At 67.1% G+C, this 25,892-nt stretch carries 22 protein-coding genes; 11 read left to right on the top strand and 11 right to left on the bottom strand.

Annotated elements, in window-relative coordinates:
* Nucleotides 1–13: 13 nt before the first annotated feature.
* The 3 genes from ACY34H_RS02980 to ACY34H_RS02970 all read right to left on the bottom strand — a co-directional run bounded on the left by ACY34H_RS02980 (nt 14) and on the right by ACY34H_RS02970 (nt 3,912).
* Entirely contained in the window at nt 14–1,069 is a 1,056-nt protein-coding gene (locus ACY34H_RS02980) for a glycoside hydrolase family 43 protein (RefSeq protein WP_464975994.1), read from the bottom strand.
* 83 nt (nt 1,070–1,152) lie between these two features.
* Nucleotides 1,153–2,637 (bottom strand): MFS transporter, encoded by a 1,485-nt coding sequence (locus ACY34H_RS02975; protein ID WP_464975993.1) that lies wholly within the window; start codon nt 2,635–2,637, stop codon nt 1,153–1,155.
* Nucleotides 2,638–3,033: 396 nt separating this feature from the next.
* Nucleotides 3,034–3,912: a lysostaphin resistance A-like protein gene (locus ACY34H_RS02970; RefSeq protein ID WP_464975992.1), complete on the bottom strand. Its 879-nt coding sequence runs from the start codon at nt 3,910–3,912 to the stop codon at nt 3,034–3,036.
* Between the two features lie 157 nt (nt 3,913–4,069).
* Between ACY34H_RS02970 and ACY34H_RS02965 the strand changes: the two genes are divergently transcribed.
* The gene (locus tag ACY34H_RS02965) at nt 4,070–4,954 is read left to right on the top strand and encodes a LysR family transcriptional regulator (RefSeq protein ID WP_464975991.1); all 885 of its coding nucleotides are present in this window, start codon (nt 4,070–4,072) and stop codon (nt 4,952–4,954) included.
* Between the two features lie 359 nt (nt 4,955–5,313).
* On the top strand, nt 5,314–5,724 hold the full coding sequence (locus tag ACY34H_RS02960; RefSeq protein WP_464975990.1) for a DUF4148 domain-containing protein: 411 nt from the start codon (nt 5,314–5,316) through the stop codon (nt 5,722–5,724).
* Nucleotides 5,725–5,765: 41 nt separating this feature from the next.
* Here the strand turns inward: ACY34H_RS02960 and pyk are convergent, their stop codons facing one another.
* The 4 genes from pyk to ACY34H_RS02940 all read right to left on the bottom strand — a co-directional run bounded on the left by pyk (nt 5,766) and on the right by ACY34H_RS02940 (nt 11,086).
* Nucleotides 5,766–7,184: a pyruvate kinase gene (gene pyk, locus ACY34H_RS02955; RefSeq protein ID WP_464975989.1), complete on the bottom strand. Its 1,419-nt coding sequence runs from the start codon at nt 7,182–7,184 to the stop codon at nt 5,766–5,768.
* A gap of 12 nt (nt 7,185–7,196) precedes the next feature.
* Nucleotides 7,197–8,486, bottom strand: a complete 1,290-nt coding sequence (locus ACY34H_RS02950; protein WP_464975988.1) for a glycerate kinase type-2 family protein — start codon at nt 8,484–8,486, stop codon at nt 7,197–7,199.
* Nucleotides 8,487–8,527: 41 nt separating this feature from the next.
* Nucleotides 8,528–9,889, bottom strand: a complete 1,362-nt coding sequence (locus tag ACY34H_RS02945; protein WP_464975987.1) for a dicarboxylate/amino acid:cation symporter — start codon at nt 9,887–9,889, stop codon at nt 8,528–8,530.
* Between the two features lie 108 nt (nt 9,890–9,997).
* Nucleotides 9,998–11,086 carry a tartrate dehydrogenase gene (locus tag ACY34H_RS02940; RefSeq protein ID WP_464975986.1) on the bottom strand — a complete coding sequence of 363 codons (1,089 nt, stop codon included), beginning with the start codon at nt 11,084–11,086 and terminating at the stop codon, nt 9,998–10,000.
* Nucleotides 11,087–11,185: 99 nt separating this feature from the next.
* Between ACY34H_RS02940 and ACY34H_RS02935 the strand changes: the two genes are divergently transcribed.
* Complete coding sequence (locus tag ACY34H_RS02935) at nt 11,186–12,106, top strand: LysR family transcriptional regulator (RefSeq protein WP_464975985.1); 921 nt, start codon at nt 11,186–11,188, stop codon at nt 12,104–12,106.
* Nucleotides 12,107–12,139: 33 nt separating this feature from the next.
* Here the strand turns inward: ACY34H_RS02935 and ACY34H_RS02930 are convergent, their stop codons facing one another.
* Both ACY34H_RS02930 and ACY34H_RS02925 read right to left on the bottom strand, forming a co-directional pair.
* Nucleotides 12,140–12,859, bottom strand: a complete 720-nt coding sequence (locus ACY34H_RS02930; protein ID WP_464975984.1) for a PEP-CTERM sorting domain-containing protein — start codon at nt 12,857–12,859, stop codon at nt 12,140–12,142.
* An 81-nt stretch (nt 12,860–12,940) separates the two neighbouring features.
* Nucleotides 12,941–13,858, bottom strand: coding sequence for a LysR family transcriptional regulator (locus ACY34H_RS02925; protein ID WP_464975983.1), 918 nt, complete (start codon nt 13,856–13,858; stop codon nt 12,941–12,943).
* 110 nt (nt 13,859–13,968) lie between these two features.
* Here ACY34H_RS02925 and ACY34H_RS02920 point away from each other — a divergent pair, with 110 nt between their 5' ends.
* The 8 genes from ACY34H_RS02920 to ACY34H_RS02885 all read left to right on the top strand — a co-directional run bounded on the left by ACY34H_RS02920 (nt 13,969) and on the right by ACY34H_RS02885 (nt 22,543).
* Nucleotides 13,969–15,153, top strand: coding sequence for an acyl-CoA dehydrogenase (locus ACY34H_RS02920; RefSeq protein WP_464975982.1), 1,185 nt, complete (start codon nt 13,969–13,971; stop codon nt 15,151–15,153).
* A gap of 5 nt (nt 15,154–15,158) precedes the next feature.
* The gene (locus ACY34H_RS02915; protein WP_464975981.1) at nt 15,159–16,358 is read left to right on the top strand and encodes a CaiB/BaiF CoA transferase family protein; all 1,200 of its coding nucleotides are present in this window, start codon (nt 15,159–15,161) and stop codon (nt 16,356–16,358) included.
* Nucleotides 16,359–16,533: 175 nt separating this feature from the next.
* A complete protein-coding gene (locus tag ACY34H_RS02910) occupies nt 16,534–16,791 on the top strand; it encodes a hypothetical protein (RefSeq protein WP_464975980.1) in 258 nt (85 codons plus the stop codon).
* A gap of 2 nt (nt 16,792–16,793) precedes the next feature.
* Nucleotides 16,794–18,386: an MFS transporter gene (locus tag ACY34H_RS02905; RefSeq protein ID WP_464975979.1), complete on the top strand. Its 1,593-nt coding sequence runs from the start codon at nt 16,794–16,796 to the stop codon at nt 18,384–18,386.
* Nucleotides 18,387–18,407: 21 nt separating this feature from the next.
* Complete coding sequence (locus ACY34H_RS02900; protein WP_464975978.1) at nt 18,408–19,445, top strand: HlyD family secretion protein; 1,038 nt, start codon at nt 18,408–18,410, stop codon at nt 19,443–19,445.
* 20 nt (nt 19,446–19,465) lie between these two features.
* Nucleotides 19,466–20,140, top strand: coding sequence for a TetR/AcrR family transcriptional regulator (locus ACY34H_RS02895; RefSeq protein ID WP_464975977.1), 675 nt, complete (start codon nt 19,466–19,468; stop codon nt 20,138–20,140).
* Nucleotides 20,141–20,142: 2 nt separating this feature from the next.
* Nucleotides 20,143–20,835 carry a GntR family transcriptional regulator gene (locus ACY34H_RS02890; protein ID WP_464975976.1) on the top strand — a complete coding sequence of 231 codons (693 nt, stop codon included), beginning with the start codon at nt 20,143–20,145 and terminating at the stop codon, nt 20,833–20,835.
* Nucleotides 20,836–21,175: 340 nt separating this feature from the next.
* The gene (locus ACY34H_RS02885; RefSeq protein WP_464975975.1) at nt 21,176–22,543 is read left to right on the top strand and encodes an enolase C-terminal domain-like protein; all 1,368 of its coding nucleotides are present in this window, start codon (nt 21,176–21,178) and stop codon (nt 22,541–22,543) included.
* Between the two features lie 2 nt (nt 22,544–22,545).
* On the opposite strand, the gene ACY34H_RS02880 is transcribed toward ACY34H_RS02885, so the two are convergent.
* Together ACY34H_RS02880 and galB are read right to left on the bottom strand one after the other, a co-directional pair.
* The gene (locus ACY34H_RS02880; protein WP_464975974.1) at nt 22,546–23,244 is read right to left on the bottom strand and encodes a GntR family transcriptional regulator; all 699 of its coding nucleotides are present in this window, start codon (nt 23,242–23,244) and stop codon (nt 22,546–22,548) included.
* An 81-nt stretch (nt 23,245–23,325) separates the two neighbouring features.
* Nucleotides 23,326–25,878, bottom strand: a complete 2,553-nt coding sequence (galB, locus tag ACY34H_RS02875; protein WP_464975973.1) for a beta-galactosidase GalB — start codon at nt 25,876–25,878, stop codon at nt 23,326–23,328.
* Nucleotides 25,879–25,892 lie beyond the last annotated feature (14 nt).

The raw sequence follows: 25,892 nt of genomic DNA, 5'->3' as shown, positions 1-25,892 counted from the left end.
CAAAGCGATATCGTCAGGCGATATCGACGTCCTGGTGATCCTCGCCGTACGGATACAGCGTGACGATGCGGCCCGTCTCGTCGTAGAACAGTTCCGTGACCTTCACCGAGCGCAGGTGCGTGACGCCGCCGGACAGGCTGCTGTCGTGGTAGTACAGGAACCAGCGGCCTTCCACCTCGACGATCGAATGGTGCGTGGTCCAGCCGATCACCGGCGTCAGGATCCTGCCCTGGTAGGTGAACGGGCCGTAGGGATTGTCGGCCGTGGCGTAGCACAGGAAATGCGTGTCCCCGGTCGAGTACGAGAAATAGTACTTGCCCTGGTACTTGTGCATCCATGGACCTTCGAAGTAGCGGCGCTCATGGTCGCCCGCCAGCAGTTCCTTGCCGTCTTCGTCGACGATGACGACGGGCCGCGGCGCCTCGGCGAACTGCTTCATGTCGGCCGACAGGCGGGCCACGCGGGCCGGCAGCGCCGGTTCGTCGTCGGCCGGTTCTTCATTGCCGTCGGCGTAGGCGTTGTCGCGGTATTTCTGCAGCTGGCCACCCCAGATGCCGCCAAAGTAAATATAGTGTTCGCCGCCGTCCTCGAACACGGCCGGATCGATCGAGTAGCTGCCTTCGATCGGTGCCGCTTCCGCCGCGAACGGCCCGGCCGGACTGTCAGACACCGCCACGCCGATCTGGAAGATGCCGTCGGCGCGCTTGGCGGGGAAGTACAGGTAGTACTTGCCGTCCTTGCGCGCCGCGTCGGGCGCCCACATCTGGCGCGCCGCCCACGGCACATCCTTCACGTGCAGCGCCACGCCGTGATCCGTGACTTCGCCGTCCGGGCGGTCCATCGAGAAGACGTGGTAATCCTCCATCGCGAAGTGGTCGCCGTTGTCGTTGAACGGGATGCCGGCTTCGATATCGTGCGACGGATAAATGTAGATGCGGCCGTCGAACACGTGGGCCGATGGATCGGCCGTGTAGAGGTGGGTGACGAGCGGTTGCGAGATCGCGCTCGTCTTCAGCTGTTCCACGCGTGCCAGCGTATCCTTGCGCTTGTCGTCTTCGTTATTTGCCATGTCGTTGCTCTGGTTGATGATGGTGTGATTCGTTACATGCCGGATTGGGCCGGATTGGGCCGGATTGCGCCGAATCGTGCCAATTACTGTTGCGCGGCGCGGCGCAGCCCCAGTTCCTGTTCGATCGTGCGTTCGGTCGATTTCCTGATCTCGTAGAAAGCCAGGCAGCCGACGGCCAGCAGGAACGGAATCGCGGCGTACACGCTGATGGAGAGGCGGATGCCGTCCGCCACCGCCGGTGCCTGGGTGGCCAGCGTGGCGTCGTAGCCGACAGTCGACAGCAGCGCGGCGACCATCGCGCCGCCGACCGACAGGCCCGCCTTCAGGCCGAAGATCATCGCCGAGAACAGCAGCGCGGTGGCGCGGCGGTTGTTCTTCCATTCCGAGTAGTCGGCCACGTCGGCGATCATTGCCCACAGCAGCGGGATGGTGATGCCGTAGAAGAAGCCGTGCAGCAGTTGCGACAGGAACACCAGGCCGATCGAGGTGGGCGCGTAGAAGTAGAACGCCAGCATGAACAGCGTGGAGATGAACAGCGCGATACCGAACACTTCGCGCTTGCCGAAACGGTCGGCCAGCGGGCGCGAGAAGCCGATGCCGATGATCATCATCACGATGCCGATTGCATTGAACACGCTGAAGGCCGAGGTGGGAGCGTCTTCCGGCCACTGGAACGCGGTCAGGCCCAGGCTCGCCAGCACGGCGTTCAGGCCGGCGATGAAGCCGTTGAAGCCCACGTCCTGCAGGAACGTGGCCAGGTGCTCGCCCGACAGGTAGCTGCGGAAGTAATAGATGTACATGCCGCCCTTCAGTGCCAGCGTGACGAACACGAGGATCGTCACCGCCAGCATCACCATCCACGGGCGGTTGCGCAGCAGGTCGGTGATGTCCTGGCCGATGCTGGAACGCTGCGCCGCGGTGGGCACGATGCGCTCGCGGGTGGTGAAGAACGTGATCAGGAAGCAGATCGTGCCGGCAACGGCAAAGATGATCATCGTGTTGCGGAAGCCGGCCACCTTGTCGCCGTCGCCCAGGATCAGCACCAGCGGCAGCAGCAGCACCTGGATGATGAACTGCGCGACCATCACGGCCACGAAGCGGTAGGCGGACAGGCTGTTGCGCTCGCTCATGCTGCCGGTCAGCACGCCGGACAGCGCCGAGTAGGGCAGGTTATTGGCCGAGTACACCAGCATCAGCAGCACGTAGGTGAGCGAGGCGTAGATGATCTTGCCGTCGGGGCCCAGGTCCGGCGTGCTGAACGCCAGGATCGCGATCAGGCCGAACGGCACCGACGTCCACAGGATCCACGGGCGGAACTTGCCCCAGCGCGTGACGGTGCGGTCGGCGATCAGGCCCATCAGTGGATTGAAGCAGGCACCGACGATGCCGCCGGCGAAGATGATCGTGGCCGCGGCGTTGGCGGACACCTTGAACACGTCCGTGTAGAAGAAGGCGATGAAGGTCAGCAGGGTCTGGAAGATCAGGTTGGCCGCCAGGTCGCCCAGGCAGTAGCCGACCTTCTCCGATACCCGCAGCCGGTCGGTAGCGGTGTCTTGAGTAATGGTCATGATGTCTCGCTTTATCGTTATGTCATCGGTCGCGCGGGCTTCGCGTGAGCTTTAACACTCGCAATAGTGCAAATGAATAGCGCAACCATCGCCGTATGGTAGCCCATCTTGCGTTGTCGTTGGAATATTTCTGGTTGCGCTACCGATGAGATCGAACCAGTTATTCACCAAACTCATGTGTGTCATGTGGGAAATAAAGTGGCGGAATGCCGGCGCCGGTGCGAAGATGCATCCGTCTCCTCCAACTCTCCCAGAGAATTGGACTTCAGCCGGCCCAGCGCCGGCTTTTTTTTGCCCCGAATTTACATGCACAAAAATAGGGACGGACCCTGTTTTTCAGGAAACTCGCCAAAAATGGGGACGGACCCTGTTTTTCAGGAAACTTGCGGGCCGGCGTCAGCGCAATGCCGGGTAGGTAAACATCAGGAAGTGCGTGGCGTTGAGCGCGAAATGCGTCAGGATGGCTGCCTCGATGCGGCCGCTGCGCTGGTAAGCCAGCCCGTAGCCGAAGCCGGCGAACGTGGCAAGCACGATCAGCGCCGGGCCGCCATGGGCGTGGGCCGCGCCGAACAGCAGCGCCGCCACCGCCACGGCGATCCGCGCGCCATCCGGCCGCTGCGACAGCGCATCGGCTAGCCGTCCCTGTACCAGTGCGCGGAAGAATGCTTCCTCGGCCAGGCAGGTCGTCATCAGGTTCGTCAGCAGGAACAGCGGCGCGTAATGGAACCAGCTGGCGAACCATTTCGGATCGATGGCGATGACGCCGGCGCCATAGCCTGCCAGCAGCACGATCAGCGGCGTCGCAACAATGACCGGCCAGGCCGCCAGGACGGCGCTCCGTGCGGCGCGGCCGCGCGCGGGGGCGGCAAACGTGGCGCACAGCACGATGCCGACCGCCGTCTTGTCGAGGTTCAGGTACAGCGACACGGCCGCCGTGTCCGCGCTGACCTGCAGCTGGTCCACCAGCAGCGGGTTCGCGAAGCCGGGCACCTGGTGCAGCGCGAGCGCCAGCGACAGCAGGGCGATCGCCGCCAGCAGCAATCCTCTCGCCAGCCGGTGGCTTGCGCGTTGCCAGCCGACGCACAGCGACGCAAGCAGGAGCAGGGCCAGCACTCCGGGCGCCTGCATCGCGCCGAGGGCGACGGCCGTGCCGACGGCGATCGCCAGCCCGGGTATCCAGGCGCTCACCCGGAACTGCGGCGGCATCCACAGTGACAGTACGGCGAGCATCCAGGTGGCGGCCAGGGGCCAGAACGACGGTGGCAGGGAAATCATGGTCGGCGCTGAGGGAGATGGGCTGGCCATTATAGACAAGCCTGCAAGGCCGCCGGCTGCCGCGCAGGGTGCCGCGCTGTGGATGAAATGTCTGCCGCGGCGCGTTTCGCGACCTGTCCCTTAGAATGGCGGCTCATTCGTTGCGGGAAGCACACCGATGTTCGAGATCAGCCAGCTCCGCTGCTTCGTGGCAGTGGCGGAGGAATTGCACTTCAGCCGCGCGGCCGAGCGCCTGAACATGACCCAGCCACCGCTGAGCCGCCAGATCCGGCTGCTCGAACACCATGTCGGCGCCCAGCTGCTGGAGCGGAACAGCCGCACCGTGCGGCTCACGGCAGCCGGCAGGGCGTTCTTTCCCGAGGCGGCACGGATCCTGCGCATGGCCGAGGAGGCGGCGTTCACGGCGCGCCGCGCGGCCCGTGGCGACCAGGGCACCCTGGCGGTCGGCTTCACGTCGGCATCCGGCTACAACCTGCTGCCCGAGGTGGTGCGTCGCCTGCGCGACCGCGCCCCGGGCATATCGCTGACCCTGAAGGAGCTGGTCAGCACCACGCAGGTGGAGATGCTCAACGCGGGGCAACTGGACCTGGGCCTGATGCGGCCGCACCCGATCAACGCCGAGCTGGCCAGCACGCTGCTGGCTACCGAGCCGCTGATGCTGGCCATTCCCGAGAGCGAAGCCGGGGCATGGCCGCTGGAACCCACGCTGGCCAGCCTGCACGGCAAGCCGTTCATCATGTATTCGCCGTACGAGGCGCGGCCGTTCCACCAGATGCTGACCGAACGGTTTTCCCGCGACGGCGTGGTGCCGGACATCGTCGAACACATCGGGCAGGTCCACACGATGCTGGCGCTGGTGCGCGCCGGCATGGGCGCGGCGCTGATCGCCGCCGGCGCCTCGCGGCTGCATTTCGAGGGCATCGTGCTGCGCGAAGTGGCCACCGAACCGGTCGAGATGGTGTGCACCTACCGGCGCAACAACGACAATCCAGTGCTGCAACTGTTCCTGCAGGATGTGCTGCCGACCTTCCTCGCGCGCTGAGCTGCTCCCTGCCGTGTGTACGGCCGGTGCCGGCAATGACCTGGCGTGGAAACGCGGGAGGCGTCATTCATGAAGCTGATGGGCGGTATGCGGGAAATAAAGTAGCGCAATATGGGAGTGGATGAGATGATGCATCTGTCTCCTCCAACTCTCCCAGAGAATTGGACTTAAGCCGGCCCAGAGCCGGCATTTTTTTTGGATGCCGCATCGGTGCGGAAGAACGTCACGGCGCTCTTTTGTATCCCGATGTACCCGCGCCCATCCGCGATACCCGCGCTGACACCGGACCGGTGCCGTGACATAAGCCATACACGTGCGCCGGTTGTAATGCTCCTACACCCACTTGAACGGAGCACGACATGAAAACCACCACCACCACGATCTTCGCCATCCTGCTGGCCACCGCCGGCGTCGCCAACGCGCAGTCGCCGTCGCAATCCCTGACACGCGAACAGGTACGCGCCGAAGTGCTGGCGGCGCGGGCCGCCGGCACGCTGGGCAGCGGCGGCGAGGGTTACCAGGCGCTGGTATTCGACACTCCGTCGACGCTGACGCGGGCCGAGGTACGTGCCCAGCTGGCAGCCGCCCGCGCCGCCGGAGCGCTGTACGAGGGCGAGGCCTATCCCGGGCCGGTCCACTTGCTCCCGGCCGCACCGGCAGCGAACCAGCTCACACGGGCACAGGTCCAGGCGGAGCTGGCCGCGGCGCGCGCGGCAGGAACCATCCATATCGGCGAAGCGTATCCGGGCCCGCTGGCGCCCGGTGGATGAGCGGGGCTTGGCGAGCCGGACCGGTTTGCGCGCGCGGCTGCTCAACCCACCTGCGCGATGCGCAGCAGGTTCGTGGTCCCCGGCGTTCCGAACGGCATGCCCGCCGAGATGACGATGGTGTCGCCCGGCCGGGCGATGTCCTCGCTCAGCGCCATCGCGCAGGCCTGGTCGCTCATCTCGGCCACGTCCGCCACCGCCGGGCACAGCACGGGGTGCACACCCCAGGCCAGTGCCAGGCGCCGCGCCGTCTCGACCGATGGCGTCATGCCGACGATCGGCGCACGCGGCCGTTCGCGTGCCATGCGCAGCGCGGAGTAGCCGGAGCAGGTATAGGCGACGACGGCCGCCACATGCAGCGCCTCGGTCACGCTGCGCACGGCAACGCCGATGCCGTCCGACGCCAGCGTGGCCGCAGCGCCGCCGGCGATCGCCAGTTCCTCGCGGTAGTAGGGATCGGCCTCGGTCTGCGCGATGATCGAATTCATGATGCGCACCGCGTCGCGCGGGTACTGGCCGGACGCCGATTCGGCCGACAGCATCACCGCGTCCGCCCCGTCGTAGATCGCCGTGGCGACGTCGGATGCCTCGGCGCGCGTCGGCACCGGCGCCGCCACCATCGATTCGAGCATCTGCGTGGCCACGATCACCGGCTTGCCGACCTTCCTGCAGGCGCGCACGATGCGCTTCTGGATCGCCGGCACCTGTTCCGGCGGCATTTCCACGCCCAGGTCGCCGCGCGCGACCATGATCGCGTCGGCCTCGGCCACGATGGCATCGAGGCTGTGGATCGCCGCCGGCTTTTCCAGCTTGGCCATGATGGCGGCGCGGCCCGCGACGAGCTCCCTGATCTCGGCGATGTCCTCGGGCCGCTGGACGAACGACAGCGCCACCCAGTCGATGCCCAGCTTCAGGCCGAATTCCAGGTCCTGCCGGTCCTTTTCCGTCAGCGCCGACAGCGGCAGCACCACGCCTGGCACGTTGACGCCCTTGCGGTCGGAGATGCGCCCGCCGGTGACGACGCGCGTGGCGGCGAACGCCGGCCCGCAGGCTTCGACATGCAGCCGGATCCGGCCATCGTCGACCAGCAGGTCGGTGCCCGGCACCAGCGCCGCGAAGATTTCGGGGTGGGGCAGCGGCGCGCGATGCCGGTCGCCGGGCACCTCGCGGTCCAGGTCGAGGCGGAAGGCGTCGCCGGCGGCCAGCGTGGCCGCGCCATCCGTAAACGTGCCGAGCCGCAGCTTGGGACCCTGCAGGTCGAGCAGCACGCCGACCGGGCGGCCGGTTTCCGCTTCGATGGCGCGGATCGTCTCGAGGCGCTGGCGGTGGTCGGCATGGCTGCCGTGGCTGAAGTTCAGGCGGAACACGTCCGCGCCGGCGTCGAACAGCGCGCGGATGGTGTCCGGATCGGAACTGGCGGGGCCGAGGGTGGCGACGATTTTTGCATTGCGTTTGCGGTGCATGGGATTCCCGTATCAGGTGGCGCGCCGCGGTAACACGAGCAGCGCGCGAAAATCGTTGACGTTGGTCAGCGTGGGGCCGGTGACGACGCTGTCGCCCAGCGCCCCGAAGAAGCCGTGGCCGTCATTGTCGTCCAGGCTGTCGTGCGGACGCAAGCCGGCGGCCCAGGCGCGCTCCAGCGTGTCCGGCGTGATGATCGCCCCGGCGATTTCCTCCTGCCCGTCGACGCCGTCGGTATCGGCCGCCAGCCCGTAGACGCCGGGCTCGCCGCCCAGTGCCAGCGCGCAGGACAGCAGGAACTCGACATTGCGCCCGCCGCGGCCATTGCCGCGCACCGTGACCGTGGTCTCGCCGCCGGACAGCAGCACGCATGGCGCCGCGAACGGCTGGCCGCGCCGCGCCGCCTGCAGCGCGATCCCGGCCAGTACCTTGCCGACGTCACGCGCTTCGCCCTCCAGGCTGTCGCCGAGGATGTATGGTGCGATGCCGGCGTCGAGCGCCACGCGGGCCGCCGCTTCCAGCGCCATCTGCGGCGTGGCGATCATCCGCACTTCCGAACAGGCCAGCCGCGGGTCGCCGGGTTTGACGGATTCGCCGCTGCCACTGCGCAATACGTCGAGCACGCGCTGCGGCAAGTCGATGCCGTAGCGGCGCACGATGGCCAGCGCATCGTCGCGGGTGCTTGGGTCGGCCACCGTGGGGCCGGACGCGATGTCGCGCGGATCGTCGCCGGGCACGTCGGAGATCAGCAGCGTCACGACTTTCGCCGGATGGCAGGCCGCGCCCAGCCGCCCGCCCTTGATGGCCGAAAGGTGGCGCCGCACGCAGTTCATCTCGCCGATCGTCGCACCGGATGTCAGCAGCGCGGCGTTGACGCGCTGCTTGTCTTCCAGCGTGATGCCGGCCAAAGGCAGCGGCAGCAGCGAGGAACCGCCGCCCGAGACCAGGCACAGTACCGTGTCGTCCTCGGACAGGCCCTGCACCAGTTCCAGCATGCGCTGCGCGGCGGCGTGGCCGGCGGCGTCGGGCACCGGGTGCGCCGCCTCGACGATCTCGATGCGCTCGCACGGCACCGCGTAGCCGTAGCGGGTGACGACCAGGCCCGCCAGCGGCCCGCTCCAGTTGCGCTCGACGGCGCGCGCCATCTCGGCCGACGCCTTGCCGGCGCCGATCACGATCAGGCGTCCGTTGGCCACTTCTTCCGGCCGCGGCAGCAGGCCGGGGATGCACAGGGCCGGCTGCGACGCGGCGATCGCCGCGTCGAGCATGCGCCGCAGCAGCGCGTGTGCCTCGGTGTCGTTCATCGTTGTACCTCCATGCTTGCCCGATAGGCCGATACTATATGTCATGCGGAGACCTTGCCGACCTGGATCACCTGCGCCAGCTCCGGCGCGGTCTTGCCATCATCCCCGTCCTCCGGGGAGTACAGTGCCTGCAGCTCTTCGGCCGACGACTGGCCGTCCAGCACGCGGTGCATCTGCTTGCGGTCCAGCGCGCCGACCCACTGGGCGATCGCCATCGTGCCCACCGCGTTGCCGATCGTGTTGGTGATGGCGCGCGCCTCGGACATGAAGCGGTCGACGCCCAGCAGCAGCACCATGCCCTCGACCGGGATCTTGCCCATCGAGGCCAGCGTGGCGGCCAGCGTGATGAAGCCGGAACCGGTTACGCCGGCCGAGCCCTTCGACGTCACCATCAGCACGGCCAGCACCACCAGCTGGTCGGTGAGTGTCAACGGGGTATTCGTGGCCTGGGCGATGAAGATCGCCGCCATCGTGTAGTAGATGCACTGGCCGTCCGGGTTGAACGTGACGCCGGACGGAATCACCAGGCCGACGACCGGCTTCGACACGCCCACGTGCTCCAGCTTGCGCATCAGCTGCGGCACCACCGATTCGGACGAACTGGTGCCCAGCACGGTGAAGATCTCGTCCTTGATATAGCGCAGGAATTTCCACAGGCTGAAGCCGGCAATGCGCGCGACCATGCCCAGCACCGCCACCACGAACACGAAGCAGGTGAGATACATGCAGGCCATCAGGTAGCCCAGCGACACCAGCGAACCCAGGCCGTACTTGCCGACCGTGAAGCCGATCGCGCCGAAGGCGGCCAGCGGCGCCACGCGCATGATCATGCCGACCACGATGAACATGCTGTTGCTGAACGCTTCCAGGAAATCGACCACCGGCTTGGCACGGCGCCCCATGTGCGACAGCGCGATGCCGAACATCGTGGCGAACACGAGGATCTGCAGGATGTCGTTCTTTGCCAGCGCCTCGACCACGCTGGTGGGGATCATGTGCAGCAGGAAATCGACGAAGCCGCCGGAGTGGCCGGCGGCGGCGGTGTAGTTCCTGATGCCGGCGGTGTCGAGCGTGGCAACGTCGACGTTCATGCCCACGCCGGGCCTGGCCAGGTTGACGACCACCAGGCCCAGGCCCAGCGCGAATGTCGACATCACCTCGAAGTAGATCAGCGCGCGCGAGCCGACGCGGCCCAGCTCCTTCATGCTGTCCATCTTCGCGATGCCCAGCACCACCATCGCGAAGATGACCGGCGCGAACACCATCTTGATCAGGCGGATGAAAGCATCGCCCAGCGGTTTCAGGTCGGCCGCGAAATGCGGGTAAAGGACGCCGAGGATGCCGCCGGCGAGCACGCCGATCAGCACCTGCACATACAGCTTTCCAAAGAATCGTTTTGACATGGTTGTCTCCATATGGTCCCGGTGAGGGGCCCGTTGAGGGTACTGCTGCACCCGTCCCGCCTGGCTCTTGGCGGCTGGTCGGAACGGGGGGAACGCGATGCCGGACGATCAGGCCGCCTTGCGGTCCTCTCCCCGCGCCAGGAAGTCGCACACGGCGCGCGTCACGTCGGCGGTGGTGGCCTTGCCGCCCAGGTCGCCCGTGTGCAGCGCCCGGTTCGCGGTGACGTGCTCGATCGCCGCCATCACGCGGGCCGCCGCTTCATGCTCGCCCAGGTGTTCGAGCAGCATGACGACCGACCAGAACGTGCCGACCGGGTTCGCCAGGCCCTTGCCCATGATGTCGAACGCGGAACCGTGGATCGGTTCGAACATCGACGGGTAGCGGCGCTCCGGATCGATGTTGCCGGTGGGGGCGATGCCCAGGCTGCCGGCCAGCGCGGCGGCCAGGTCGGACAGGATGTCGGCGTGCAGGTTGGTGGCCACGACGGTGTCCAGCGTGGCGGGGCGGTTGACCATGCGCGCGGTCGCGGCGTCGACCAGTTCCTTGTCCCATTTCACGTCCGGGAATTCCTGCGATACCTGCAGCGCGATCTCGTCCCACATCACCATCGCGTGGCGCTGCGCGTTGCTCTTGGTGATCACCGTGAGCAGCTTGCGGGGGCGCGACTGCGCCAGCTTGAAGGCGAAGCGCAGGATGCGTTCGACGCCCACGCGGGTCATCATCGACACGTCGGTTGCCGCCTCGATCGGGTGGCCCTGGTGCACGCGGCCGCCCACGCCCGAGTATTCGCCTTCCGAATTTTCCCGCACGATCACCCAGTTCAGGTCTTCGGGGGCGCAGCGCTTGAGCGGTGCGTCGATGCCGGGCAGGATGCGCGTCGGCCGCACGTTGGCATACTGGTCGAAGCCCTGGCAGATCTTCAGGCGCAGGCCCCACAGCGTGACGTGGTCGGGAATGTCCGGATCGCCGGCGGAACCGAACAGGATGGCATCCTTGCCCCGCAGCGCGTCCAGGCCATCGGCCGGCATCATCACGCCATGTTCGCGGTAATAGTCGCCGCCCCAGTCGAAATCCTCGAACTCGAACGTGAACGTGGTGCTGCCGGCGGCCAGCGCCGCGAGGACGTCGCGGCCGGCCGGTACTACTTCCTTGCCGATGCCGTCGCCTGGAATGGTCGCGATCTGGTAGGTCTTCATGGTGTCTCCCTGGTTGAATGAAAGTGGGATGACTGTAGCGGGTGGACCGGCGTGCAAATGGCCGCTAAACTCAATCCGTTGTTAACCTGGGTATCAACAATGAACGCAAACCTGCAACCTGCGGAACTGGCCTTCGTCGTCACGCTGGCCACCATCGGCAGCCTGGGCGGCGCGGCGCGCGAGCTGGGCATCACCACGTCGGCCGTCAGCAAGCGCCTGGCGCTGCTGGAGGGGCGCATCGGCGTGCCGCTGGTGAACCGCACGACGCGGCGCATGAGCCTGACTGCCGAGGGAGAAGTGCTGTTCGAGCATGCGCAGCGCATCCTGCAGGAGCTGGCGGACCTGGAACAGATGCTGACGAAGTCGAAAGGCACGCCGAAAGGGCAGTTGCGGGTGAATGCGACGCTGGGATTTGGCCGGCTGCACATCGCCCCGGCGATTTCGCAGTACGTGCTGCGCTACCCGGAAGTGGACGTGCAGCTGCAATTGTCGGTCGATCCGCCGCCGCTGGCCGACGACCAGTTCGACGTGTGCATCCGTTTCGGTGCGCCGGGCGATGCGCGCGTGATCGCGCGGCGCCTGGCGGCCAACCGCCGGCTGTTGTGCGCCGCGCCGAAATACCTGGCGCGGGCCGGCGAACCGAAGACACCGGCCGACCTGGCGCGCCACAACTGCATCGCGATCCGGCAGGGCGACGAGGCATATGGCGTGTGGCGGCTGCATACGGGAAAAGAGGGCGAACGGGATGCGGTGGCCGTCAAGGTGCGCGGCAACCTGACGACGAACGATGGCGAGATCGCGGTGAACTGGGCGCTGGACGGGCACGGTATCCTGATGCGCGCGGGCTGGGATATCGAGCGCTACCTGCAAAGCGGCCGGCTGGTGCAGGTGCTGCCGGGGTACCGCACGCCGGATGCGGATATCTATGCGGTGTATCCGCACCGGCATCAACTGTCGGCGCGGATCCGGACCTTCGTGGATTTCCTGGTGGAGCGTTTCGGGGAGATGGACAGGCCGTGAGGCGCCATGCGCGGGCGCCGTGGCGTTGCCGTATCAGGCGCGGCGCAGCTTCCTCGTCATCGCCAGCGCGGCCAGGCCGAGGCCGAGCATCGCATAGGTGGCGGGTTCGGGAACCGGCGCGGTCACCAGTGTCAGCGACGTGATGTCCGCCTCGGCACGCATGAAGTCTCCATTCCCGGGGCTGAGGAAGCTGAAGGTGACCGTCGCAAACTGGAAGTCGGCGAGTTCCAGCGACGCCGGAGGCGTGCTGCCCGGCAGTGCATTGCCGTACAGGTCGTGGAACCAGAAACTGCCCACGGTAAAATTACCGCCGCCATCGTATGCGTACGTATCGAATGAAACATAGTCGGATCCGGCCTCGGCTGGCGAGTCCAGTACCGACATCGCGCTCAGCCACGTCAGATCGGCACTGGAGCCGAACGCAAGTCCGGTGTGCGCGTCCGTGATCGTGGATGCCATGAAACCTTCGTACATCTGGTAACTGCCCTGTGCCGGCTGGGATGGTTGCCAGGCGCTCAGCACGAGATCGGTGTCGTAGGAAAAGGATCCTGTCCACGTATTGCCCAGGCTGATAGCTGGGCCCGCCATGCTGCTCGAATCGAGAAAACTGACCTCGCCCGTACCGCCAGGTATTTCCGCGATGCTTGACAAGGTGGCGGTGAACTCGTACGTGACGATGGCGGCGTGCGCCGGAGCGGCGACGACGGCGGCAAGAGACACGAGGGATACTCCGAACAGACCGGATGCGCGCATGGCAATTTTCCTGTGGTTGAAAATTGCATTATTTGCATCGTGCGATGTGGCCGTCAACAAAAATATATTTATTGCAACTTGCTAGGCGCCTGCGTGCGCCGAACCCCGCACATCCCGGTATCGTGCGGCCTCGGCCTTCAGCCATTGCCTGAGTGCCGCGAGCGGCGCAAGTTCCGCCTTGCGCTCCGGGTACAGCAGGCGGTATGACCGGTCGCTGCGATGCACATGCGGCGTGACGAGCACCAGCGTGCCGCGCGCCAGTTCCTCTTCAATCAGCATTTGCGGAACCAGGCCGATGCCCATGCCCTGTATCGCCGCTTCCGCGACCATCGAGAACAGTTCGAAGCGCGGGCCGGCCATGTCCTTGTCCACGGCGAGATCCTGCGAGCGGAACCAGTCGCGCCAGTTGTAGGGACGCGTGCTGATCTGCAGTAGCGGCTGGCGTGCCCAGTCCGGCGCTGCGCCCGCCACCGCGCGCAGCGCCGGGCTGCAGACGGCCACCAGGTCTTCATGCATCAGGACGATGCCCTCGGTGCCGGGCCAGAGTGCGTTACCGGCGTGGATCGCCGCGTCCAGCGGCGTTTCGTCGAACAGGAAAGGGCGCGTGCGCGACGCGAGGTTGACGGTAATGCCGGGATGCAGCGCCAGGAAGCCCGGCAGGCGGGGCAGCAGCCATTTCGTCGCGAACGTGGGTACCACGCCCAGCTCCAGCGTGCCCCCGCTGCCGCCACCGGCCATCAGTTCCAGCGTGTCGCGCTCGACATCGTCGAGCCGGGCCGTCACCTTGCGGCTGTAGGCCTGGCCTGCTTCGGTGAGCGCCACGCCGCGCCGGCCGCGGCGGAACAGGGCCACGCCGAGGAATTCCTCGAGCGCGCCGATCTGCCGGCAGATGGCGCTCTGCGTCACGGCCAGCTCGTCGGCGGCCTTGGTGAAGCTCTGGTGGCGGGCCGCCGCCTCGAACGCGGACAGGGCCAGGGTGGACGGGATTTTTCGGCGCATCGCTATTCTCCAAGTGCGTTATGCGCACAGTTCAGTGCATATAAAACGTTTGCCGCACAATTGGCCGCATTGTACATTGCGGCCATATTGACCTTTCTCGCGAGTTCGAAATGACTTCAAAGCACAAACCCGCCTTCCATTGGGATGACCCACTGCTGCTCGACCAGCAACTGACCGACGAGGAACGCATGGTGCGTGCTTCCGCCGCCGCCTATTGCCAGGACCGCCTGGCGCCGCGCGTGCTGGAAGCCTTCCGCAACGAAAAAACCGACAGCGAGATCTTCCGCGAGATGGGCGAGCTGGGGCTGCTGGGCGTGACGATCCCCGAGGAATACGGCGGCGCCGGCCTGAACTACGTCAGCTATGGGGTGGTGGCCCGCGAAGTCGAGCGCGTCGATTCCGGCTACCGCTCGATGATGAGCGTGCAGTCGTCGCTGGTGATGGTGCCGATCTTCGAATTCGGCAACGAGGAGACGAAACAGAAATACCTGCCGAAACTGGCCAGCGGCGAATGGATCGGCTGCTTCGGCCTGACGGAGCCTAACCACGGCTCCGACCCGGGCAGCATGATCACCCGGGCGAAAAAGGTCGATGGCGGTTACCGGCTCAGCGGCAGCAAGATGTGGATCACCAACAGCCCGATCGCCGACGTGTTCGTGGTGTGGGCCAAGGACGACGAAGGCGCGATCCGCGGCTTCGTGCTGGAGAAGGGCTGGCAGGGCCTGTCGGCGCCGGCGATCCACGGCAAGGTGGGCCTGCGCGCGTCGATCACCGGCGAGATCGTGATGGATGAGGTGTTCTGCCCCGAGGAAAACGCCTTCCCGGACGTGCGCGGCCTGAAGGGGCCGTTCACCTGCCTGAACAGCGCCCGCTACGGCATCGCCTGGGGTGCGCTGGGCGCGGCCGAGGATTGCTGGCACCGCGCGCGCCAGTATGTACTGGACCGCAAGCAGTTCGGCAAGCCGCTGGCGGCGAACCAGCTGGTGCAGAAAAAGCTGGCCGACATGCAGACCGAGATCACGCTGGGCCTGCAGGGCTGCCTGCGGCTGGGCCGCATGAAGGACGAGGGCAGCGCCGCCGTCGAGATCACGTCGATCATGAAGCGCAACTCCTGCGGCAAGGCGCTGGACATCGCCCGCGTGGCGCGCGACATGATGGGCGGGAACGGCATCAGCGACGAATTCGGCGTGGCCCGCCACCTCGTCAACCTGGAAGTGGTCAACACCTACGAAGGCACGCACGACATCCACGCGCTGATCCTCGGCCGCGCGATGACGGGCATCGCGGCGTTCTGACGGCCATGGCGGACCCAATCGGCAAGGGCGCACTCGCCGGCCTGAAGGTGCTCGACCTGTCGCGCGTGCTGGCCGGGCCGTGGGCCGGGCAACTGCTGGCGGACCTGGGCGCGGACGTCGTCAAGGTCGAGCGGCCCGGCAGCGGCGACGACACCCGGGCGTGGGGGCCGCCCTGGTTGCCCGACGAGGACGGCAGGCCGACCGGCGAGGCGGCCTACTACCTCAGCGCCAACCGCAACAAGCGCTCGGTGGCGATCGACATCGCCACGCCGGAAGGCCAGGCCGTGGTGCGCCGGCTGGCGGAAGAGGCCGACGTGGTGCTGGAGAACTTCAAGGTCGGCGGCCTGGCACAGTACGGGCTCGACTACGCGAGCCTGAAGGCGCTCAACCCCCGCCTGATCTACTGCTCGATTACCGGTTTCGGGCAGGACGGCCCGTATGCGCAGCGTGCCGGCTACGACTTCCTGATCCAGGGCATGGGTGGCCTGATGAGCCTGACCGGCCGACCGGATGGCGAGCCTGGCGGCGGCCCGATGAAGGTGGGCGTGGCGCTGACGGACGTGATGACGGGCCTGTACGCTTCGAACGCCGTGCTGGCCGCGCTGGCGTACCGGGAGCGCAGCGGCGAAGGCCAGCACATCGATCTCGCGCTGCTGGACGTGCAGGTGGCCGTGCTGGCCAACCAGGCGGCCAATTACCTGATCGGCGGCACCGCGCCGCGGCGCATGGGCAATGCCCACCCGAACATCGTGCCGTACCAGGAGTTCGCCACTGCGGACGGCTACATGATCGTCGCCGTGGGCAACGACGGGCAGTTCCGCAAGCTGTGCGGCGTGCTGGGCCGGGCCGAGTGGGGCGCCGACGAACGGTATGCCACCAACCCGCAGCGCGTGCGGCACCGCGCGGAACTGATCGCCGGCATCCACGCCGTCACTGTCACCCGTCCCACCGCCGAGTGGGTGGCGCTGATGGAAGGCGCCGGCGTGCCGTGCGGCCCGATCAACACGCTCGACAAGGTGTTCGACGATCCGCAGGTGCAGGCGCGCGGCATGCGCATCGACATGCCGCACCCGGTGGCCGGCAGCGTGCCCCTGGTCGCCAACCCGATCCGCATGTCGGCCACGCCGGTCGCCTACGGCCGTCCGCCGCCGATGCTGGGCGAGCATACCGACGAAGTGCTGGCCGACTGGTTGGATACCCGATAACAGCGGATCGAAAAAGTCGTCTCAGCAAGTTGCCTGAAAAACAGGGTCCGTCCCCATTTTTCAGGCAACTTTCCTGGAATTACGCACTTCACAGAGAATTTTATAAGTGTAATACTGCTTGAAATCCAGATACCGGTCGGTATAATTGATGCCTTTCATCAATTCTCGACCGCCTATGCGCGATTGGCACCAATCCGACGAATCCGACCTGCCGCTGTGGGTACTCGACCTCGACGATGCGCTGTATAGCGTCGAACACCGCCGCCTGTGTGTCTGGCCCGACGAGTTCGACGGCCGCTGGCACTGGGAAATCCAGACTTATGACGATGCCGGGCTGGCCGATTCCGGCATCTGCGCCACGCTGGCCGAGGCCAGGGAGGCTGCCGTGTCGGCGGCGCACCTGCTCGCCGCCAACTCCACGCGGATCGACTGACGATGGCCGCGCAACCGACCGCATCGGCGCCTGCCGCAGTGCCGGCGGCCTTGCCGGCCGCCTCGCCGGCCGCCTCGCTGGCCCCATCCGCACCGGCTATCCACCCGTTCGGCCCGCGCCTGCTGACCGGCGTGACCGGGGTGTTCGTGGCCGCGATGATGTCCGGCCTGAACAGCCGCATCGGCACGCTGGCGCTGGGCGATATCCGCGCCGTGTACGGCATGGGCATCGACGACGGCAGCTGGGTCGCCAGCCTGTATGGCGCCTTTGAACTGGCCGCGATGCCGTTTTCGGCATGGTTCGCGATCACGTTCTCGTTTCGCCGCTACCACATGGCCGTGGTGGCCATCTTCACGGTGCTGGGCCTCGTCACGCCGCTGGCGCCGGATGCGGCGACGCTGCTGGTGCTGCGCTGCCTGCAGGGGCTGGCCGGCGGCCTGCTGATTCCCGTGCTGATGGCTGCGGCGCTGCGCTTCTTCCCGGCGCCGGTCCGGCTCTATGGCCTGGCCTTGTATGCCATGACGGCCACGTTCGCACCGAACGTGGCGACCTGGCTGTCCGCCACGTGGACCGACGGCGTGGCCGACTGGCGCCTGCTGTTCTGGCAGACGGTGCCGATGGCACTGTTCTCGCTGGCCGCGGTGGGGTGGGGCATTCCGCAGGACCCGGTGCGGCTCGAGCGCTTCCGGCAGATCGACCTGCCCGGCCTGGTGACGGGCCTGGCCGGCCTGGTAATGATCGGCATCGGCCTGTCGCAGGGCGAGCGGCTGGACTGGTTCAACAGCGTGCTGGTGTGCTGGCTGTTCGGCGGCGGCGCGGCCCTGCTGGCGATCTTCCTGGTCTGCGAGTGGTTTCACCCGATGCCTTTCGTCAAGCTGCAACTGCTGCATCGCCGCAACCTTGGCCTGGGCTTCACGGTATTCGTCGGCATGCTGGTGGTGCTGCTGTCCGGCTCCCTGTTGCCGGCCGATTACCTGGGCCATGCCTGGCATTTCCGCACGCCGCAGCTGGCCGTCATCGGCCTGCAGGTGGGGCTGCCGCAGTTCGTCCTCGGCCCGGCGGTGTCCTGGCTGCTCTATAAAAAATGGGTCGACGCCCGCCACGTGTTCGCCGTGGGCCTGGTACTGATCGCCGCGGCGTGCTGGCTCGGCTCGCGCATCACGCCGCAGTGGATGGCGGCCGAATTCGCGCTGGCGCAGGCGCTGCACGCGTTCGGCCAGCCGATGGCCGTGATCGCGCTGCTGTTCCTGGCCACCAGCGTGGTGCAGCCGATGGAAGGGCCGCAGGTGTCGGGCATCGTCAACACGCTGCGCGCGTTCGGCACGATGCTGGGCAGCGCGCTGGTCGGCCGCCTGCTGGCGGTGCGCGAAGCCACCCATGCCAACGTGCTGCTCGACGCCGCCGCCAACATGCGGCGCAGCGCCGGCGCCGTGCCGCCGGAAGCGCTGGCCGGCGTGGCCGGGCGCGTGTCGCACCAGGCCTTCGTGCTGTCCATCGCCGACGGCTACCTGGTGCTCGGCGCGCTGGCGCTGGCCCTGGTGCCGCTGGTGCTGTCGCTGCAGTACATCGCGCCGCCGGTACTGCCAAAACAATAATTCAATTCATTCGAGGATCACATGTCTCTTCCAACTTCCGCAAAGATCGCGATCGGGGTACTGCTTGCGGCGCTGGCCGCCGGCAGCGCCTGGTCATTGAGCCACGACGAAGGCGGCGGCAGCCGCCAGAGCACGGACGACGCCTACGTCACCGCCGACTTCACGCTGGTCGCGCCCCAGGTCGCCGGCAGGGTGGCCGAAGTACTGGTCGAGGACCACCAGGCCGTGCGCAAGGGCCAGCTGCTGGCCCGCATCGACGATCGCGATTTCGTGGTCGCCGTCGACATCGCGCGCGCCGAGCTGGCCAAGGCCGAAGCGGACCTCGCCAGCGCGCGCGCCGCCATCGCCCAGCAGGGCAGCACGATCCGGCGCGCCTCCGCCGCGATCGATGCCGGCGCCGCCACGCTGAAGTATGCCAAGGCCAACGCGGAGCGCTATCGCGACCTGGCGTCGGACGGCTCGGCTTCCGTGCAGGACCGCCAGCAGGCCGAATCGCAGACCGACGCCGCCGCGGCCAATCATGCGGCCGACGTGGCCGCGCTGGCCGCTGCGAAACAGCAGCTCGACGTGCTGGGCGCGCAGGTGGCGCAGGCCCGCGCCCAGGTGGCGCGCGCCACCGCCGCGGTGGCCGCCGCGGAGCTGAACCTGTCGTACACGCGGATCGAGGCGCCGGTGGACGGCATCGTCGGCCAGCGTGCGGTGCGGGTCGGCGCCTACGCGCAGGCAGGCAGCGCGATGCTTGCCATCGTGCCGCTGCAGCACGCCTACATCGAAGCGAACTTCCGCGAAACGCAGCTGGCGAAGATGCGCGCCGGCCAGCGCGTTACAATTGCGGTCGACATGCTGCCCGGTACCACGCTGACCGGCCATGTCGAAAGCCTTGCGCCCGCCAGCAGCGTGTCGTTCTCGCCGATCGCGCCGGACAATGCCACCGGCAATTTCACGAAAGTGGTGCAGCGCCTGCCCGTGAAGATCGTCATCGATCCCGGCCAGCGCGCCGCGCAGCTGCTGAAGGTGGGCATGTCCGTCACGCCGACCGTCATCTGCGAGGCAGGCTGACGCATTTCAAGAACAGGATCATGACAGACCAGGATGCCACCGTTACCGCCACCGCTGCCGCCGCCAATGCGCCCGTTGCCAGGCCGCCGCGCCTGACGCGCGAACAAAGCCGTGCCCGCACGCGCGAACGCCTGCTGGCCGCGGCCGCCGTGGTGTTCACACGCGAAGGCTATGCCGGCGCGTCGGTCGACCGTATCGCCGAGGAGGCGGGCTACTCGAAAGGCGCCATGTACTCGAACTTCGCTTCGAAGGACGAGCTGTTCTTCGCGATGTTCGACTACTACGCGCTGGGCCAGGCCGATGAGCTGTGCCGGCGCCTGGATGCGGCCGGCGATGCCGATGCGATCATCGCCACGGCCTGTGCGTGGGCCGACGGCATGCGCCACGAACCGGACCTGCGCCTGCTCGTGGTCGACATGGCCCGGCTGGCACGCGCCGATGCGGCGGTGGCGGCGCGCCACACCCGGATGTTCGACGACGAATGGCACCAGGTCGGCGCGCACCTGTCGAGGATATTCCCGGACGGCGTGGCGCCCGTGCCGGTGCTGCAACTGGGCGCGCTGGTGATGAACATCGCCTACGGCCACGTGAAGCAATTGCATGGCGGCCTGACGGCCGGCGACCTGATCGGCGTGGCGCTGCGCGCCTTGCGCGATGCCCACGACAGCCGGCCGGCGGACGCGGGGAGCGTGTGACGATGCTCGACCAGGCCGCACCGTTCGAACCCGACAGGTCGCAGGGCGCGGCCCGGCAGGTCTACGGGCACCTGCGCAGCGCGATCGTCACGCTGGCATTCAAGCCGGGCATGAACCTCGACCGCAACGAGCTGGCGCGCTACTACGGCGTGTCCGTCACCCCGGTGCGCGACGCGCTGCTGAAGCTGGAAGAGGAGGGGCTGGTCGACATCTTCCCGCAGCACGGCACGCGGGTCAGCGCGGTCGATATCGACTCGGCCCGCCACGCGCATTTCCTGCGTCTCGCGCTGGAACTGGAAATCGCCCGCACGGTGGCGCGGCAACGCGATGCCGGGCTGTCGGACGGCTTGCAGGCGCTCGTCGCCCGCCAGCGGCAGTGCCTGGATCGGGGCGACGTGGAAGCATTCATCCACACCGACCAGGCATTCCACGAACGCCTGTTCGCCGCCGCCGGGGCGCCCGACCTGTGGCGGCTGATGCGCGGCAGCAGCGGCAACATGGACCGCCTGCGCCGCCTGCACATGCAGCTGAACGGCAAGGCCGAGTCGGTGCTGGGCGAACACGCCGAGCTGGCCGATGCCATCGCGGCGGGCGACGCCGACCGCGCCGAACAATGCGTGCGGCGGCACCTGAGCGGCACGCTGTCGCGGCTGATCGCACTGCGCGAGCAGTATCCGGAATACTTGGCAGGATAATTCTCCGCCAGCCTTTTGGCCTATCGTGATATATTAGTGCATCACAACCAGCGCAACATTGGGGCAAACCCTGTTGCCAAAAAACTGGGGACGTACCCTGTTTTTGAGGAAACAAATACTTGATAAAAACTGAAACTGGGGACGTACCCTGTTTTTGAGGAAATTGAAGCCGATGCCATGCCCTGTCGTACTGCATTGGCAAAGTTTCCTGAAAAACAGGGTCCGTCCCCATTTTTCTGTCGTACTGCATCGGCAAAAGTTTCCTGGAAAACAGGGTCTGTCCCCGATTTTCTGTCTCTCATTTTCTGACCGTTCCCGCAACTCCATGCCCATCCCGACCATGACTTCGACCACTCCCGTCATCACTTCCATGCGCGCCATTCCCGTTGCCGGGCGCGACAGCATGCTGCTGAACCTGTGCGGTGCGCATGCGCCGTACTTCACCCGCAACATCGTGCTGCTGACCGACAGCGCCGGCAATACCGGCATGGGCGAGGTGCCGGGCGGGGAAGGCATCCTGAAGGCGCTGGAGCGCATCGTTCCGCTGGTGGTCGGCACGCCCGTCGGCCGCTACCAGCGCACGCTCAACGCGTTGCGCGCGGCATTCGGTGCGCGCGGGGGCATGCAGCACCAGGTCACCAACGAGGCGGAAGCGGCGGTGCTGCGCCAGCCGCACGAGATCAACCTGCGGCTGGACAACGTCATCACCGCCGTCGAGGCGGCGCTGCTCGACCTGCTGGGCCAGCACCTCGGCGTGCCCGTCTGCGAATTGCTGGGCAACGGCCAGCAGCGCGACAGCGTGACGATGCTGGCCTACCTGTTCTACATCGGCGATGCCGGCAAGACCGACCTGCCTTATGTGCGGGCAGAGGCGGGCGACGACTGGTACCAGCTGCGCCACCGCGAGGCGCTCACGCCGGAAAGCGTTGCCGACCTGGCCGATGCGGCCGTGGCGAAATACGGCTTCCGCGACTTCAAGCTGAAGGGCGGCGTGATGTCGCCCCAAGACGAACTGCTGGCGGTAGCCGCCATCAAGGCACGCCACCCGCACGGCAACGTGACGGTCGATCCGAACGGCGCCTGGTCGCTGGAGCAGGCGATCGCCGCCTGCAAGGGCAAGGGACATCTGCTGGCGTATGCGGAAGATCCGTGCGGCCCGGAAAACGGCTACTCGGGCCGCGAGACGATGGCCGAATTCCGCCGCGCCACCGGCATCCGCACCGCCACCAACATGGTGGCCACCGACTGGCGCCAGATGGGCCATTCGCACCTGCTGGGCGCCGTCGACATCCCGCTGGCCGACCCGCACTTCTGGACCATGCAGGGTTCCGTGCGCCTGGCCCAGCTGTGCGCCGACTGGGGCATGACGTGGGGCTCGCATTCGAACAACCACTTCGACGTGTCGCTGGCGATGTTTACGCACGCGGCAGCCGCGGCGCCGGGCGACATCACGGCGATCGACACGCACTGGATCTGGCAGGAAGGCGCGGAACGGTTGACGCGCGATCCGCTGCGCATCGAGCACGGCGCGGTGGCGGTGCCGGACAGGCCGGGCCTCGGCATCGAACCGGACATGGACCGCATCGAAGCGGCGCACGAACTGTATAAACAGGTGGCCGGCGGCGCACGCGACGATGCGATGGCGATGCGCTATCTGGTGCCCGGCTGGACGTATCACCCGAACAAGCCCAGCCTCGCGCGGGATTGACCTCAGGCGCCGGGTGCCAGGTACTCCGGATACCGTTCCCGGATCGCCTCGACGCCGGCCAGCGCATCGCCCAGGCAGCGCCGCACGCAGTCCATCGCCAGCCTGCCGTCGCCGGCGGCGATCGCCGCCGCGATACCGGCGTGATCGGCCAGTACGCGTTCCGCATCGGCGCGCGGCCGCAGGCGCTGCAGCCGTTCCAGGTTGCCGCCCTGGCGCTGCAGCAGTTCCCACAGGTCGGCAACGTGCGCGCGCTCGAACAGCAGGCGGTGAAACGCCGTGACGGCACGGTCGAACGCCGCATCGTCGTTCATCTGCGCGGCAAGCTTCTGCTGCGCGATGTGCTGTTCCAGTGCGAGTGCGAGCGCGGCGTCCGGCGATCGCGCCAGTGTATGGGCCACTTCCAGTTCCAGCGACAGCCGCAGAAGGTGCGCCTGCCGCGCCGCGTCGACATCGATGCGGCTGACGGTGGTTGTCTGCTGCGGCACGATGTCGATCAGGCCTTCCTCGCCGAGCCGCGACAGCGCATCGCGCAGCGGCGTCGACGACAGGCCGTAATAGTCCGCCAGTTCGTTGCGGTGCAATTGCGTGCCCGGGGCCAGCGCCAGCGTCACGATCAGCTCGCGCAAGTGGTCGAACACCTGTGACGAGGCATTGCGCAGGCGGTCGAGGCGGAACGGCGTGGAGGGCAGGCCGGGGATCATGGGATGCTGAAGTCGGTGCCGGGTAAAAAGCGGCTATTGTAGCCGCTCCCCCAGGCATCGCACGCCACCCCGGCCTGGTGCTTACGGCGTCTTGCTCTCCAGTGTCACCTTCGCGCCGTCCAGCCCCTCTGCCGTCGCGGTCAGCACCAGCTTGCCCGCCTGTCCGGCACGGGTCCGCACGATCGCCAGCGCCAGGCCGTTGAAGGCCTTGCGCTCGCGCGACTGGAACGATTCGAAGCTGGTCGGGTCGCCGTTGTCGGTGGCGATGATGTCGCCCGGCCCGGTCAGCGCGAACGTCACGCGGTTGCTCGCGCGCGGCACCGGCCGGCCTTCCTTGTCGACGATCGTCACCGTCACGAACGACAGGTCGTCGCCATCGGCGCGGATTGCCTGCCGGTCGGCCGACAGCAGCAGCCTGGCCGCCTTGCCGGTGGTATGCACGGTATCGCCGGCCCAGCGCTTGCCATCCTTGTAGACTACCGCCTCGAGCTTGCCGGGCTGGTAGACCACGTCATCCCAGCGCAGCCGGTAGTCGCGCGGCCCGCGCTTCTTGCGGCCCAGCGATTTGCCGTTCAGGAACAGCTCGGCCTCGTCGCCCGACGTGTACAGGTGCACCGGGGTGACCTGGCCGACGCGCTCCGGCCAGTTCCAGTGCGGCAGCAAATGCGCCATCGGCAGTTCCGGGCGCCAGCGTGCCTGGTACAGGTAGAAGCGGTCTTTCTTGAAACCGGCCAGGTCGACGATGCCGAAGTACGAGCTGCGCGACGGCACGGCGATCTTCTTCAGGCTGTCCAGCTGCTGTTCCATGCGCTGGCGCTGCGCCGGGTCGGTGAAGTTCAGCAGGTTCGTGCTGTCGCTGTTGTATGGCGTCGGTTCGCCCAGGTAGTCGAAGCCGGTCCATACGAACTCGCCGGCCACGAACGGGTTGTCGTCCTGCCCGCGGAACTCGGTATCCGGCGGCGATGCCCATGGCGGCGCGCTCAGGTCGTAGCTGCTGACGTGGAAGTTGGCCAGCCCCTTCGACTGGACGTCGCTGACGGGGAAGAAGTACTCGCCGCGCGAGCTGACGGTGGACGCCGTCTCGCTGCCGAGCAGCGGGATGTGCGGCGCGTGCTCGTGGAATTTCGCGTATTCCTGCGGTTTGTAGTTATAGCCGAACACGTCGACCGCGTTCTGGAAGCCGTTGTAGCCGGAACCGATGTGGTTGAAGGCCGCCGTGGTCGGACGGGTGCGGTCCTCGCCGCGGGCGATCTCGGACAGGTGCGCCGCCACTTTCCAGCCTTCGTGCTGGCCCTGCTCGACGATCTCGTTGCCGATGCTCCAGGCGATCACGCTGGGGTGGTTGCGGTCGCGCCGGATCATCGCGCGCAGGTCCTTGTCGTGCCATTCCTGGTAATGCAGGTGGTAGTCGTTCGGCGTTTTCTTCAGGCCCCAGATGTCGAACGCTTCGGCCACCACGACGAAGCCCATGCGGTCGGCCAGGTCCAGCAATTCCGGCGCCGGCGGGTTATGGCTGGTGCGGATCGCGTTGACGCCCATCTCGCGCAGGATTTCCAGCTGCCGTTCCAGCGCGCGCACATTGATTGCCGCGCCCAGCGCGCCCAGGTCGTGGTGCTGGCACACGCCGTTGATCGCCAGCCGCGTCCCGTTCAGCAGGAAGCCCTGCCTTGCATCGAAGGCGATGGTGCGGATGCCGAACGGCGTTTCAACCACGTCCACCACGCGGCCCTTGCCGGTCACGGTGGTTACCGCGACGTAGCGCTGCGGGGCGGCCGTGCTCCACAGCCGCGGATTGGACACCGACAGCGCCTGGCTGAGCTGCACCTGGTGGCCGGCGGGCGCCTTCCACGGGCTGGTCGCCTCCTTGCGTGCCACCGGCTGGCCGGTGCGCTTGCCGGTGGCATCGAGCGCGTAGATCTCGGTGGCCACCTGCACCTCGGTATCGGCGCCATGATTGTCGACGGTCACTTCGACGTTCACCGTGGCCGAGTCCTTCGTCACCACCGGCGTGGTGACGAAGGTACCGTACTGCGCCACGTGCACCGGCGCCGTCTTCACCAGCCACACGTTGCGGTAGATGCCGCCACCCGGGTACCAGCGCGACGAGGCCGGCGGATTGTCGAGGCGCACGGCCACCACGTTGTCGCCGCCGGGTTTCACGTGCGGCGTCAGGTCCACGCGCCAGGAGGCGTAGCCGTACGGCCAGCCGCCCACGTGCCGGCCATTGATCCAGACCTGGGCATTCGACATCGCGCCGTCGATGTCCAGGTAGACGCGGCGGCCGGCATCGGTGGCCGGCAGCGTGAAGTGCTTGCGGTACCAGGCCGTGCCCCACCACGGCAGCTTGCCGGTGTCGTTCGGGTACTCCTGCCGGAACGGGCCTTCGATGCCCCAGTCGTGCGGCAGCGCAAGCTTGCGCCAGGTGGCGTCGTCGAAGCCGGGCTGCGCGGCCGGCGCCGCCGGCTTTCCAGCTTGGTCCTTGCCGGTTTCTTGCTTGTTGAATTCTTCTTTATGAAAACGCCAGTCGGCGTTGAAGGCGATGCGTTCGCGGACCGGGGCTTCGGCGGCATGGACTGCCGCGCCGGCGAATGTGAGGAAGCCGAAGGCGACCAGGGGTAACAGGCGTCTGAACATGGATCGGGTGCATG

The organism is Pseudoduganella sp. jia 9, assembly GCF_055502615.1.
This window is presented reverse-complemented; position numbering and strand designations above follow the sequence as displayed.